Origin of the sequence: Mycolicibacterium sp. 624, from assembly GCF_040548615.1 — a bacterium.
Lineage (GTDB): Bacteria > Actinomycetota > Actinomycetes > Mycobacteriales > Mycobacteriaceae > Mycobacterium.
Map to the genome: position 1 here is coordinate 360,783 of NZ_JBEPRZ010000004.1, position 12,772 is coordinate 373,554.

13 protein-coding genes and 1 pseudogene are annotated in these 12,772 nt (G+C 65.2%); 11 read left to right on the forward strand and 3 right to left on the reverse strand.

Annotation, left to right across the window (positions count from 1 at the left end):
- Positions 1-12: 12 nt before the first annotated feature.
- Both ABIA65_RS18290 and ABIA65_RS18295 read left to right on the forward strand, forming a co-directional pair.
- A complete protein-coding gene (locus ABIA65_RS18290; RefSeq protein ID WP_354524454.1) occupies positions 13-1,809 on the forward strand; it encodes an acyl-CoA dehydrogenase in 1,797 nt (598 codons plus the stop codon).
- A 19-nt stretch (positions 1,810-1,828) separates the two neighbouring features.
- A complete protein-coding gene (locus tag ABIA65_RS18295; RefSeq protein WP_354524455.1) occupies positions 1,829-2,590 on the forward strand; it encodes an SDR family NAD(P)-dependent oxidoreductase in 762 nt (253 codons plus the stop codon).
- Between the two features lie 134 nt (positions 2,591-2,724).
- Here the strand turns inward: ABIA65_RS18295 and ABIA65_RS18300 are convergent.
- Positions 2,725-2,938 (reverse strand): annotated as a pseudogene (locus ABIA65_RS18300) (RNase H family protein); the annotation flags it as partial.
- Positions 2,939-3,157: 219 nt separating this feature from the next.
- Here ABIA65_RS18300 and mug point away from each other — a divergent pair.
- The 7 genes from mug to ABIA65_RS18335 all read left to right on the forward strand — a co-directional run bounded on the left by mug (position 3,158) and on the right by ABIA65_RS18335 (position 9,420).
- Positions 3,158-3,661 carry a G/U mismatch-specific DNA glycosylase gene (gene mug, locus ABIA65_RS18305; RefSeq protein WP_241400166.1) on the forward strand — a complete coding sequence of 168 codons (504 nt, stop codon included), beginning with the start codon at positions 3,158-3,160 and terminating at the stop codon, positions 3,659-3,661.
- A 144-nt stretch (positions 3,662-3,805) separates the two neighbouring features.
- Complete coding sequence (locus ABIA65_RS18310; RefSeq protein ID WP_354524456.1) at positions 3,806-4,699, forward strand: ABC transporter permease; 894 nt, start codon at positions 3,806-3,808, stop codon at positions 4,697-4,699.
- Positions 4,696-5,412, forward strand: a complete 717-nt coding sequence (locus ABIA65_RS18315; protein ID WP_354524457.1) for an ABC transporter ATP-binding protein — start codon at positions 4,696-4,698, stop codon at positions 5,410-5,412. The genes ABIA65_RS18310 and ABIA65_RS18315 overlap by 4 nt, the downstream gene beginning before the upstream one ends.
- 30 nt (positions 5,413-5,442) lie before the next feature.
- Complete coding sequence (locus ABIA65_RS18320; RefSeq protein WP_354524458.1) at positions 5,443-6,495, forward strand: ABC transporter substrate-binding protein; 1,053 nt, start codon at positions 5,443-5,445, stop codon at positions 6,493-6,495.
- A gap of 33 nt (positions 6,496-6,528) precedes the next feature.
- Entirely contained in the window at positions 6,529-7,863 is a 1,335-nt protein-coding gene (locus ABIA65_RS18325) for an LLM class flavin-dependent oxidoreductase (protein ID WP_354524459.1), read from the forward strand.
- Positions 7,856-8,602: an ABC transporter ATP-binding protein gene (locus tag ABIA65_RS18330; protein WP_354524460.1), complete on the forward strand. Its 747-nt coding sequence runs from the start codon at positions 7,856-7,858 to the stop codon at positions 8,600-8,602. Before ABIA65_RS18325 ends, ABIA65_RS18330 begins: the two co-directional genes overlap by 8 nt.
- Positions 8,599-9,420: an ABC transporter permease gene (locus ABIA65_RS18335; protein WP_354524461.1), complete on the forward strand. Its 822-nt coding sequence runs from the start codon at positions 8,599-8,601 to the stop codon at positions 9,418-9,420. Before ABIA65_RS18330 ends, ABIA65_RS18335 begins: the two co-directional genes overlap by 4 nt.
- Positions 9,421-9,436: 16 nt before the next feature.
- Here the strand turns inward: ABIA65_RS18335 and rnhA are convergent, their stop codons facing one another.
- Entirely contained in the window at positions 9,437-9,901 is a 465-nt protein-coding gene (gene rnhA, locus ABIA65_RS18340; RefSeq protein ID WP_354524462.1) for a ribonuclease HI, read from the reverse strand.
- A gap of 36 nt (positions 9,902-9,937) precedes the next feature.
- Complete coding sequence (locus tag ABIA65_RS18345) at positions 9,938-10,621, reverse strand: glyoxalase (RefSeq protein WP_354524463.1); 684 nt, start codon at positions 10,619-10,621, stop codon at positions 9,938-9,940.
- Positions 10,622-10,672: 51 nt separating this feature from the next.
- Between ABIA65_RS18345 and ABIA65_RS18350 the strand changes: the two genes are divergently transcribed.
- Both ABIA65_RS18350 and ABIA65_RS18355 read left to right on the forward strand, forming a co-directional pair.
- Positions 10,673-11,815 carry a zinc-binding dehydrogenase gene (locus ABIA65_RS18350; protein WP_354524464.1) on the forward strand — a complete coding sequence of 381 codons (1,143 nt, stop codon included), beginning with the start codon at positions 10,673-10,675 and terminating at the stop codon, positions 11,813-11,815.
- A 49-nt stretch (positions 11,816-11,864) separates the two neighbouring features.
- The gene (locus ABIA65_RS18355) at positions 11,865-12,752 is read left to right on the forward strand and encodes a hypothetical protein (RefSeq protein ID WP_354524465.1); all 888 of its coding nucleotides are present in this window, start codon (positions 11,865-11,867) and stop codon (positions 12,750-12,752) included.
- Positions 12,753-12,772 lie beyond the last annotated feature (20 nt).

Genomic DNA, 12,772 nt, shown 5'->3' on the forward strand with positions numbered 1-12,772 from the left:
TGGGAGAACCGGATGACTGACGTCCTGTCGCGTCGCGACCTGGAGTTCTTGCTGTACGAGTGGCTCGACGTTGCTTCGTTGACCTCCCGGAAGCGGTTCGCCGAGCATTCGAAGGCCACCTTCGATGCCGTCCTTGAACTCAGCGCGGACATCGCCCACAAGCACTTCGCACCGCACAACAAGAAGGCCGACGCGAACGAGCCGACCATGCGCCCGGACGGTTCGGTCGAGATGATCGACGAGGTGAAGACGGCCCTCGACGTCTACTCCGCCGCTGGACTGATGGCAGGACAATTCGACGAGCAGGTGGGAGGAATGCAGCTGCCGACCACGGTGTCCCGTGCTGCGATGGCGTGGCTCCAGGCGGCGAACGCATCGACCTCGTCCTACCCGTTCTTGACGGTCGCCAATGCGAACTTGATTGCCACGTATGGGTCCGAGCAGCAGATCGACGATTACGTACGTCCGATGCTGGAGGGCAGGTACTTCGGAACGATGTGTCTGTCGGAGCCACAGGCCGGCTCGTCGTTGGCGGACATCACCACTCGTGCCGTCAGGCAGGGCGACGGTCGCTACCGGCTGACCGGCACCAAGATGTGGATCTCTGCCGGCGACCATGACTTGACCGACAACATCGTGCACCTGGTACTGGCAAAGGTCCCGGGGGGCGGACCCGGGGTCAAGGGAATCTCTCTGTTCATCGTTCCGAAGTTTCTTCCCGCGGGCGACGATGAGAAGGCCACCCGCAACGACGTGACGCTCACTGGTCTCAATCACAAGATGGGATTCCGCGGAACCACCAATACGTTGCTGGCATTCGGCGACGGCACCCACACGCCGGACGGCGGTGCGGGGGCCGTCGGGTTCCTCGTCGGCGAAGAGCATCGTGGGCTGAACTACATGTTCCACATGATGAACGAGGCTCGGATCGGCGTGGGATTCGTTGCCACTGCATTGGGCTATGTGGGTTACCTGAAGTCGGTCGAATATGCGAAGGTCCGAACACAGGGCCGGGCGCTGGGGGAGAAGGACGCGACTTCGCCTTCGGTCGCGTTAATCGAACATGCCGACGTCCGTCGAATGCTGTTGGCGCAGAAGTCCTATGTCGAGGGAGCGCTCGCACTCGGCTTGTACTGCTCAGTGTTGGTCGACGAACACGATAGCGCCGAAAGCGAGGCCGCCGCATCGGAGGCGACGTTGCTTCTCGACGTTCTGACTCCAATCGCGAAGAGCTGGCCTTCACAATGGTGTTTGGAGGCGAACGATCTCGCAATCCAGGTCCACGGTGGGTACGGCTACACCCGCGACTACGACGTCGAACAGCACTATCGCGACAATCGATTGAATCCGATTCACGAAGGCACTCATGGCGTTCAGGGCCTCGACCTACTCGGTCGCAAAGTCACGATGCGGGACGGCGCCGGGCTGAAGCTGCTGGGATCGAGGATCACCGCGACCGTGGAGCGCGCAGAATCAGTCGGTGGAGACATCAAGTGCCACGCAGCCGACCTGATGTCAGTCTGGAGTCGCGTCGTAGATGTGACGGCACAGCTCTGGAGTGGCGGGGATGCAGCTGCAGCACTGGCGAATTCGTCGATCTATCTGGAAGCGACCGGACACGTCGTCATTGCGTGGATGTGGCTGGAACAGCTACTCGCCGCCGACACCAAGTCGGGCGATTTCTACGATGGCAAGCGCCAGGCGGCCCGCTACTTCTACGTCTACGAACTTCCCAAGGTCGGCCCCCAACTGGACGTACTGGCGAGCATGGACCGGACAACACTTGACATGAACCCCGACTGGTTCTGATCCGCAGAAGGGTAGGCGCATGACGATCGTCGACAAGTTTCGCCTCGACGGCCGGGTGGCAATCATCACCGGTGCCTCATCCAGCCTGGGTGCGGCGTTTGCGAAGGGTCTTGCCGAAGCAGGTGCGGACCTGGTCCTCGCCGCTCGACGTGTCGACGAACTCGAGCGGATCGCCGAGACGGTCCGTGGTATCGGCCGGAGGGCGCTGGTCGTTGAAACCGATGTCACGGATTCACGGGAGTGCACTGCGCTCGTCGACGCAGCGATGGAGGAGTTCGGACGGGTCGATATCCTCGTCAACAACGCGGGGGTCGGATCCGTCGGACCTGCAACTCGCCAAGGCCCGCAGGAGTTTCGGTCGGTCCTTGACGTGAACCTCTACGGTACGTACTGGGCAGCGCAGGCATGTGGACTAGTCATGCAGCCAGGTAGCTCGATCGTGAACGTCTCGAGCATTCTGGGAATCACCACAACCGGCCTGCCGCAAGCCGCCTACAGCGCGAGCAAGGCCGCGGTCATCGGCCTCACTCGCGATCTGGCGCAGCAGTGGGGCACCCGGAAAGGTATCCGCGTCAATGCGATTGCGCCGGGATTCTTCGCATCCGAGACGAGCTCGGAGAACTACGATGACGATCTCGTTGGCCTGTCGGATCGGATGATTCTCGGTCGGACCGGCGATCCCGATGAGTTGGCGGCCACCGTGGTATGGCTTGCATCTGATGCGGGGGGTTACGTCACGGGACAGACGGTAAGCGTCGACGGTGGTGTGTCGATCACCTGACAGTTGCGAGCGAGCAGCCGTTTCAACTGTGGGATGCCTGCAATGAGAGCGTCGCTCGATGAAGATCGAATCAAACCTGCGACGGTTTGACCGGCCGGCGAGCGGCTGTTTGCGCCGCGGGAGATCCCTGTGGCGGAGGCGTTGATCGCTTCCTCCATCCCGCGAGTCGCCAGTCCGTCGGCTAGCTCGTTGTCGGCGACGCCCGCGTGACCCTTCACCCAGAACCAGTCGACCTGGTGCTGTGCGCTCGCCACCGCTCATTTCCCGGACGTGACCCCACTGGCGCGGCACCGCGCCCCAGCCGCTGGGGCCGGGGTTTGGTCGGCACCCGCCGTCGGCGCGCTCCATACTCGCGGCCACTCGTACGCGTGCGTCAGCGAGCGCAGCGCGGCGACGACCCGCAACTCGGCATCAATGCGGCTGAACTGCGTTAATGGGTGGGGTTCGAATCCCTTAGCTCCACTTTTTGGACAAGGCGTTATGCGATTTTCACCGCGCACGATTCTGCGAGACCATCAGAGGCGTCGGGCATCGGCCCGACGGTTGCCTGGACGGCAGGACCATTCGATGAACGGATATGACCCGGACCTTCTCAGCGAAGGGCTGGACGTCATCTTCTGTGGTGTCAATCCGGCGTCCAGCGCGGCCGCCGACGGTCATAACTTCTCGAACCGAAGCAACCGGTTCTGGACGGTCCTGCATCAGGCCGGATTCACGGACACGCGCTTGAGACCGCAGGACGAACGCGAACTGCTGAGATATGGCTGCGGCATCACCGCGGTCGTGGCTCGGCCGACTCAGCGTGCCAGTGAGATAGGGCTCCACGAATTCCGGAGGGCACGGCCGACGTTCGAGGCGAAGATCCGGCGATACGAACCACGCGTGGTGGCGTTCCTCGGAAAACGCGCCCTGTCGGCCATGCTTGCCAGGCCCGACATCGAATGGGGCAGGCAACCGTCGACATTCGGTGGCGTCACCGCCTGGGTGCTGCCCAACCCGAGTGGTCTCAACAGGGGTTTCACGCTCGAAGCCCTCGTGTGTGCCTACACCGAGTTGCGCAACGCACTCTGACTCGACCGTGGCGAGAGATCTCTAGAATCCCGCCGATTTCATCGCTCTTCCAGTGAGCAAATGTGCGACATGGTGACTGCAGACCTCGTCTCGTGGCGGCCAAAGCGCCACGCCGAGTTCGAGAACCGACCGACTGGAGTCCCGATGACGAACCTCAGCCTGGCGACACGAGGGGACACCGTCTCCGCCTCGGAGATCGTCGGCCCCGGGTGCGCGCGAGACGTCTTCCTGCCCACAAAGTCTCGAGAGAAGACGTCATGGGCCGCGCTGTGGGGCCGGCTGCACTGGCCGCTCGGCATCTACACCACCCCCGCGCTGATCCTCATTCTCTGGGAGGTGCTTGGGCTGACCGGTGTGTTGCCGCCGCTGTACGCGCCCGCCCCGACTGACATCGCCGCCACGGCACTTCAGCTGTGGAACGACGGAGTGCTCGGCCCCGACCTCGCCATCTCACTGCAGCGCGCAGGCCTCGGCCTCGCGCTCGGCTTGAGCGTGGGCGTCGTGACGGGGGTATTGGGCGGCTTTCTCCGAAGAGGGGAGTACCTGTTCAACGGATTGGCCCAAATCCTGAACACCATCCCGCTGCTCGCGGTGCTGCCACTGATGATCGTGTGGTTCGGCATCGACGAGTTGACGAAGGTCCTCCTGATCGCCTTCGGGGCGGGTGTGCCCATGTACCTCAATCTCTTCGCCGCGATCCGCGGGGTCGATCACCGCCTGATCGAGATGGCGCGCTCGACGGGCGCGGGACGATGGCGCGTCGTCACCTGGGTTCTCCTGCCCGGCGCGCTGCCCGGTTTCCTGGTGGGGCTGCGCTTCTCGCTCGCCTACAGCGTGCTGGGTCTGGTCGCCGCGGAGACGGTCAACGCCAACCAGGGACTCGGTTTCCTGGTCACACAGGCGCAGACCTACCTGCAGACCAACCAGGTCTTCGTCGGTCTCGTGATCTACTCCATCCTCGGCCTGCTCGCCGACCAGATCGTCCGGATTCTGGAGCGCGTCCTGCTGCGGTGGCGACCCAGCTACGAGGCGATATGACCGCCGCCCGCCGGCACTCCGGTGTATCGGCAGAGGGGGTGGTGCGCCGGTTCGGTGATCGCACCGTGCTCGACCACCTCGACCTCGAGATCGACGACGAGGAGCTCGTCGTCCTCCTGGGTCCCTCCGGGTGCGGCAAGAGCACGCTGCTGCGGCTCCTCGCCGGACTGGATCGGCCGGATGGCGGTCGCGTCGAGGTGCCGGCCAAACGGGCCATCGTCTTCCAGGGTGATCGATTGCTGCCGTGGCAACGCGTTCTGCGCAACGTCACGGTGGGCCTGCACGGCCCAGACGCAGACCAACGAGCCCGCAGTGCCCTGGCCGACGTTCACCTCACCGGTCGTGAAAGAGCCTGGCCCAAACAACTCTCGGGCGGTGAGGCTCAGCGGGTTGCCCTTGCGCGTGCCCTGGTCGCGGAGCCGGAGCTGATCCTGCTCGACGAGCCGTTCGCGGCGCTCGATGCGATCACCAGGGTGCGAATGCACGATCTCGTCCGCGAACTGCGACGCGCGCACCACGCGTCCATGCTCCTTGTCACCCACGACGTCGACGAGGCCATCGCGCTCGCCGACCGCGTCGTGGTCATGAACAACGGTCGGATCGGCAGTGATCACCGCGTGACGCTGTCCGCCGCAGACCGCGAGGCGAGCATCGCCCGCGAGGAGATCCGACTGGCGCTTCTCGCGGACCTCGGGCTCGCCAGCGCCCACTGACCTCCCACGACCACCAGCACAGGAGAACCCTTGTCCCACAGATCCTTCCGAATTCTCGGTGCCGCAGCGCTCCTGACAGTGGCGTCCGTCCTGGTTGCGTGCAGTTCAACTCCCGCCGCCCAGCAAGGCCCACTGAGCAAGTCGGGTGACGGTTCCATCGCTGCGGCCCACCCCGAGTGGAGCGATTTCACGTTCACCATCGGTGACAACGGCGGCGACGGCAGCGAAGAGCTGGCCAAGGTCACCGGCGCGTTCGACGATGCGCCATACAAGATCAAGTTCGCCCGATTCGACTACGGCCCGCCGTTGGTACAGGCCGCGGCCGCGGGCGATATCGACCTCGGCTACGTCGGCACGGTGCCACCGATCACCGGGGCCGCGCAGCAGTACGGGTTCAAGATCGTGGCCACCCAGCACGGTGCCGATCCGACCAAGGCGGCCGAGAACATCATCGTGCCCAAGGATTCTCCGATTCAGACGTTGACGGATTTGCGCGGCAAGAAGATCGCCATCCCGCAGGGCAGCTCCGCGCACGGCCTCGCGCTACTTGCGCTCAAGAGCGTGGGCCTGACGCCAAAGGACGTCGAACTCGTCTACCTCAGCCCGGCCGCGGGCGCCACGGCATTCAACACCGGCAAGGTCGACGCGTGGTCAATCTGGAACCCGCAGTCGGCGATCGCGGTCGGCGACGGCGCCCGGATCATCGCGAAGGGCCTCCCGCCGATCGACCAGGTCAACAACTACTACGTGGCGACGGACAAGTCGCTCGGGGATCCGGCCCGCCGCGCCGCGCTCACCGATGTCCTCACCCGGATCGCGCGCATATTCAACTGGGCACAGCAGAACCCCGACGAGTACGCGAAGGCCATCGCGAAGGAGACGGGCGTGCCCATCGAGGATGCCAGGGCCACCGTCGACGCCTACCCGTTCAAGGTCGCCCAAGTTCTCCCGGAGGACATCAAGGCGGAGCAGGATCTGAGCGACGCCTTCCTCGAGGCTGGCGAGATCAAGAAGCCCGTCGACGTCGCGAGCATCACCGACAATCTCTTGCCGGACGGCTTCGACAGCACCCAATTGTCCTAGTAATCAGTAATTCTCACACGATGGAGACACTCAATGGGCGCCCCGCGGCGTGAATTGCACCTCAATGCCTTCCTCATGGAGGCCGGCCACCACGAGGCGGCCTGGCGTCTACCGGAGAGCAACCCGAGAGCGGACTTCGACCTCGGACACTGGATCAGGCTGGCCCGACTGGCCGAGGACGCGAAGTTCGACTCGCTGTTCCTCGCAGATGGTCCGGCGCTCACGGGCAGCGGAGCGTTCCGTCCGCCGGGCCAGCTCGAGCCGTTCACCCTGTTGACCGCGTTATCGCAGCACACCAGCCGCATTGGACTGATCGCCACCGTCTCATCCACCTACAACGAGCCCTACAACCTCGCCCGCCGGCTCGCGTCGGTCGATCACGTCAGCGGTGGACGTGCGGGCTGGAACATCGTCACCTCCGCGGGTGCCGACGAGGCAGCCAACTTCGGACTCGATGACCGTCCCAGCCATGCGGCGCGTTACGAACGCGCCGACGAGTTCCTCGGCGTCGCCAAGACGCTTTGGGACAGCTGGGAAGTCGACGCGGTCGTCGCCGATAAGGCTTCGGGCCAGTACGCGGACCCGGAACGAATACACGCCATCGATCACGTGGGCAGCCACTTCAGAGTTGCCGGGCCGCTCAACGTCGAACGCCCGCCTCAGGGCCACCCCCTGTTGGTCCAAGCGGGATCATCCGAGGACGGAAAGAATTTCGCAGCCCGCCACGCGGAGGCGATCTTCACCGCGCATCAGACCTACGAGCGCGCGGCGGACTTCTATCGTGACATCAAGGCACGGACCAAGGCGGCTGGCCGCGACCCCGACGCGCTGCTCGTGCTGCCGGGGATCGTGCCGTTCATCGGCTCGACCGAGGACGAGGCCGCAGAACGGGCGCGGCGGTACGACGAGCTCCGGATTCCCGAATACGGGCTGGCGCAGCTGGCGTGGAATTTCGAGGTGGATCCCGCACTGTTCGAATTGGATTCGCCGCTACCCGACTCCATCCTTGCCCGGCCCACTCTGCAGGGCTCGCAGAGCAGGTCCGACCTCATCATCGACATGGCCGTACGCGAGAACCTGACTGTGCGGGAGATCCTCTCCCGCCTCGGTGGCGGACGAGGACACTTCACGTTCGTCGGCACACCCGTACAAGTCGCCGACACCATCATCTCCTGGTTCGAGGGCGGCGCAGCCGACGGCTTCAACATCATGGCGCCGGGACTCCCGTCCGAGTTGGAGACGTTCATCAACTCGGTGGTACCGATTCTGCAGGACAAGGGCCTGTTCAGGCGTGAGTACCGGGGCGCCACGCTGCGCGAACACTACGGGCTGGCGGTTCCCGCCAATCAGTTCCGTCGCAATGGCTGATGGAGTGCCTGCGGCGCTGTCGATTCGGGGCCTCCGCAAGGTCTACCGCGGTGGTTTCGCTGCGGTGTCAGATCTCGATCTCGAACTCCCCGACGGTGCGTTCTTCGGTCTGCTCGGCCCCAACGGGGCAGGCAAGACCACGCTGATTGGATCGGTCAGCAATATCGTCAAACCGACCGCCGGTGAACTGCGCGTCTTCGGTCACGACTACCGAACCCGAGAGGCCCGGCGTCTGATGGGGCTCGCGGAGCAGGACATCAACGTCGACCGGTTCCTGTCGGTGCGGCAGCTGCTCGTCTATCACGCCGGATTTCACGGCATCGGACGCAGGACAGCCGTCCACCGCGCCGACGAGCTGCTCGAGCGGTTCGGTCTCGACCACAAGGCCGACGGCAGAGCCTACGAACTGTCCGGTGGCATGCAGCGCCGACTTGTCCTCGCCCGCGCCCTCATTCACCGGCCACGCCTGTTGATCCTCGACGAACCGACAGCGGGTGTCGATGTCGCTCTGCGTGCGGAGATCTGGACGCTGCTCAAGGGACTCAACGCAGCAGGTACCACCATTCTGCTGACCACCCACTATCTGGAGGAGGCCGAGGCGCTGTGCAATGAGATCGCCCTGATCGCGGCGGGTCGGATCGTCGCCAGGGGCTCGGCGTCGTCGCTGCGCGACCGTTACCGGGCGCGTGACATCTCCGAGGTGTACGACCGGATCATCACTGCGGGAGCCACGGCATGAGCAGGTCCGATGTCCACGGCCACCATGACCTCAGACCCCATGACGAACCGTTCGAAGCCGAGCGCTCCCCGTTCCTGTGGTTGGTCGAGCGAGAGGTGTTGCGGTTCCTCAATATCTGGCAGTACGCCATCGCAGGTCCGGTGCTGTCCACGATCCTGTTCGTCATTGTCTTCGGCGCGGCGCTGGGGCAGCACATCGCGCCGATCGACGGTGTCGCCTACGGGCAGTTCATCGTCCCGGGGCTCTTCGCGCAGGCCATTCTCACCGTGGGCTTCGTGAACGGAACGACAAGCCTGTTCGAGGCACGTCGCGACAAGTACGTCAACGATGTCTTCGCCAGTCCTCTGCGATGGTGGGAGATCAACGCGGCGTTGGTGACCGGGGGAGTCGTTCGCGGCCTGATTGTCGGCGCCGGGGTCCTGGTGATCGCGCTGCCGCTCAGCCACATCACCGGTGTCGCACGCCCGTTCGTCTTCGTGTTCGGCACGCTCGCCGTGCTTCTCGTCGCCGGCCAGGTCGGTGTCATCGCGGGCGCTCTGGCCAAGTCGCTGGATCACGTGTACTCGATGGAGTCGATAATCCTGCTGCCACTGGGATTCCTCGGCGGGGTTTTCTACTCCGTTGAGCAACTGCCCGGGGTCTGGAACGTGATCAGTCGATTCAACCCCGTCTTCTGGTTGGTCCAGGTTGAGCGGATCGGCGTACTGGGGCACGGTGACGTCGGCGCGGTGCCTGCCCTCATCGCGGTGTGGGCACTTGCCGCGGTTCTGTCGGTGTGGTCGGCGGTCATCTTCGGCACCGATCGCCTGAAGGCCTAGTGGATGACGGGCGAACTCAACGCGAGGCGTTGATCGCCTCCTCCATACCGCGAGTCGCCAGTTCGTCGGCCAGCTCGTTGTCGGCGACGCCCGCGTGACCCTTCACCCAGAACCACTCCACCTGGTGCTGTGCGCAGGCCGTCTGGAGGCGCTGCCAGAGGTCGACGTTCTTCACCGGCTGCTTCGCGGAGGTCATCCAGCCGTTGCGCTCCCAGCCGAGGATCCACTTGGTGATGCCGTTTCGGACGTAGGTGCTGTCGGTGTAGAGGTGCACGACCACCGGTCTGGTGAGCGCCTCCAGCGCCATGATCGGCGCGGTCAGCTCCATCCGGTTGTTACTGGTCGAGCCCGGCTCGCCACCGCTCATCTCCCGGACATGGCCACGCTGGCGCAGCACCGCGCCCCAGCCGCCGGGGCCGGGGTTGGGTCGGCACCCGCCGTCGGTGTGAATGATCACTGTGTCGTCAACGGACTCGCCCATGAGCTCAGAGGATAGGCACTGAGGCGTGCGGTCGGCTCAGCGACGCGCGGGCGTCGAGATCAGTGCCGTCGGGACCGACATCCCGAACACGCGATGCCGCAGCGTGGTGATGCGGCGTCCGGGCTGCACCGCCTCCTTGACCGGTGCCGTGCGGTCGCCGAAGTACGCGGCTGTCGCGTCGATGTCCACGACCGTGAACGTCATCCCCCACAGAGTGGAGGGACCCTCTGTCGCCGACTCCGGGGAGCCGACGACCTCGACGATCACCTCGCCGAGTCGGAAGAAGATCTGCCGCATCGGTCGTCCCCCGAGGTGAGTGTCGCGTTCCCGGCGCGGGTTCACGCCGATCGCGGCAAGCGCCTCGACCGTCCGATCCAGGTCAGGTGACAGCAGTACGACGTGGTCGATCGCGGTGACGCCATTCGGGTGGCCGGTCGCAGTGGGAGGCACCTCGCCCGCGTTCGTCGTCGGGATGCCGTCGAGGTCGTGCACTGAGCCGTCCGGCGGCAGGCCGCGCAACGACCACCCGACGATGCCGGTGCCGCGGTCACGCCCGACGAGGCGGATGCCGACGCCGCCGACCCAGCAGACGGCAGCGGCGCCTCCGCCGGAACTAACCCCGCCGAGATCAACACTGAACCCGGCTTGTGTCCACGCGTCCGCCGGATCGGCCACCTCGAACTCCGCGACCTCTGGCTCGAAAAGGATCTGCGACTCCATCGTGGGTTCACACTGTCATGAGATGTCCATGACAGGAACGAGGCACCGTTCATGACCGAAGACTTGCCTGATACTGCACTCGAATTGCGTTCGTTGGTGACGCCGGAGGGCACGCTGGAACTCTCGCTGCAGGACGTTCCAGTACCCACCCCTGCCGCCAACGAGGTGTTGGTCCGCGTGGAGGCCTCGCCGATCAATCCGTCGGACCTGGCCCTGCTGACAGCCGGCGCGGACATGGCCAACGCGACGGTCGGGGGCACCCCGGAGCGTCCCGTCGTCACGGCACCGCTGAGCGAGGGCGCCTTGGCGGGACTGTCGGCGCGCGTCGACGTCCCGCTTCCCGTGGGCAATGAGGGGGCGGGCACCGTCGTGGCCGCGGGGTCATCGCCAACGGCGCAGGCACTCCTCGGCAAGACGGTGGGCATCGCGGGTGGCGCGATGTACGCGCAGTACCGAGCGGTCGACGCCGCGTCGTGTCTCGTCCTGCCGGACGGTGCGACGGCGAGAGAGGGGGCGTCGTCCTTCGTCAATCCTCTGACGGCGCTCGGAATGCTGGAAACCATGCGCCGCGAAGGCCATTCGGGTTTGGTGCACACCGCTGCGGCCTCGAATCTCGGCCAGATGCTGGTCAAGGTGTGCCAGAAGGATGGGGTGCCGCTGGTCAACATCGTCCGCAAGCCCGATCAGGAGCAGCTGCTGCGCGCGCTTGGCGCGGTTCACGTCTGCAACACGGCATCACCGTCGTTCTCGACGGATCTCGTCGCGGCGCTCAAGGCGACGTCCGCGACGATCGGGTTCGACGCCACGGGTGGCGGGACTCTGGCGAGTCAAATCCTCAATGGCATGGAGGAAGCGGCCACCTCGACCGCCGCGGAGTACTCACGCTACGGCTCGTCCGTTCACAAGCAGGTGTACATCTACGGCGGACTCGACACGGGTCCGACAATCCTCACCAGGAACTTCGGCATGGCGTGGGGTCTCGGCGGGTGGCTGCTCACCCCGTTCCTTGCCGGCGCCGGTGCCGAGACCATCGGCCGACTCCGAGCCCGGGTGGCTGCGGAACTCACCACGACGTTCGCCAGCACCTACACCCGAGAGGTGTCACTGGCCGGCATGCTCGCACCCGACGCATTCACCTCTTACGTCAGGCGCGCGACGGGAGAGAAGTTCCTCGTCACTCCCCAGTCGGAGTGAGGTTCTCGGTAAAGGCAACGTAAGTCCCGCAATTCCCTACGATCGCGTTGTGCCTGGCAGAGCGTCATTTCGACACGCGCGTGCCGTGCTGTCGGGGGAGTTCGCGGCGATCCGCCACCGCGACCCTGACCTGGACGCTGCACAGCTCACAGCCTTCAGCCTCCCGCTGGTGCTCGGCCTGCTCGGGGTTCTCGCCATTGGTGCGGTGCCATTGATCGTCGTCCGTAGCAGCGCCGACGCCGACTCAGTGCTCGTGCCGCTGGCGGGGTCGTTCGCGCTGACCGCGATCTGCACGGCGGTAGTTGCCTGGCTGACGGCCAATGTGTTGTCGGGCGTGGTCGTCATGGTGCTCTATCGCACGAACCCGCGGGCGGCGTCTCGGCTCGTGGTCCGGACCATGGTCGAGTCCTTCTACCGGATCGAGGACATCACCGGGCGCATAGCGCTTCTCGCTGTCGTGGCGGGGTTGTTGTCGGTGGCCATCGGGCTGCCGAACAGGCAGGGTGCGGAACGCGCGAACAGCGTGCTCGACGACCTTCTGACCGCTCAGGTGGCGTGTCTGGTGGCGGCGCTGTCGATCGCGTTCGTCGCGGAGTCCATTCGTTGTGCCGCCGACATCGTCGATGACCAGTCGCTGTTGCTCGCGTGGCCGTGGGCATTGCTCATCGCGTCGTTGGGGTGGTCGCTGTCCACCGTTGTCGGCCCGTTCGAGACCACCCGGATACTCGCGATTCTGTTGAACGACTGGCTACCACCCATGGTCGATGAGACTCCGCGACAGCAGTTCATCGCTGAGTTGCTGCCCGCATCGGCGCGGTGGTGGGCCGCGCTGGGACCGCTGCCGCTCATCGTTGGGCTGTGGGCCTATCTGGCACGGCGGCAGAACGGGTTCGTCCACATGAGCAAGTTCCTCGCCGATGAGCGGAGCGCGGACTGAGCGCCAGCGCGATCGCGGAC

Excerpts from the sequence above, each read along its gene's own strand:
- ABIA65_RS18290 (WP_354524454.1), top strand. The coding sequence starts at position 13 with ATGACTGACGTCCTGTCGCGTCGCGACCTGGAGTTCTTGCTGTACGAG.
- ABIA65_RS18295 (WP_354524455.1), top strand. The coding sequence starts at position 1,829 with ATGACGATCGTCGACAAGTTTCGCCTCGACGGCCGGGTGGCAATCATC.
- mug (WP_241400166.1), top strand. The coding sequence starts at position 3,158 with ATGAACGGATATGACCCGGACCTTCTCAGCGAAGGGCTGGACGTCATC.
- ABIA65_RS18310 (WP_354524456.1), top strand. The coding sequence starts at position 3,806 with ATGACGAACCTCAGCCTGGCGACACGAGGGGACACCGTCTCCGCCTCG.
- ABIA65_RS18315 (WP_354524457.1), top strand. The coding sequence starts at position 4,696 with ATGACCGCCGCCCGCCGGCACTCCGGTGTATCGGCAGAGGGGGTGGTG.
- ABIA65_RS18325 (WP_354524459.1), top strand. The coding sequence starts at position 6,529 with ATGGGCGCCCCGCGGCGTGAATTGCACCTCAATGCCTTCCTCATGGAG.
- ABIA65_RS18330 (WP_354524460.1), top strand. The coding sequence starts at position 7,856 with ATGGCTGATGGAGTGCCTGCGGCGCTGTCGATTCGGGGCCTCCGCAAG.
- ABIA65_RS18335 (WP_354524461.1), top strand. The coding sequence starts at position 8,599 with ATGAGCAGGTCCGATGTCCACGGCCACCATGACCTCAGACCCCATGAC.
- rnhA (WP_354524462.1), bottom strand. The coding sequence starts at position 9,901 with ATGGGCGAGTCCGTTGACGACACAGTGATCATTCACACCGACGGCGGG.
- ABIA65_RS18345 (WP_354524463.1), bottom strand. The coding sequence starts at position 10,621 with ATGGAGTCGCAGATCCTTTTCGAGCCAGAGGTCGCGGAGTTCGAGGTG.
- ABIA65_RS18350 (WP_354524464.1), top strand. The coding sequence starts at position 10,673 with ATGACCGAAGACTTGCCTGATACTGCACTCGAATTGCGTTCGTTGGTG.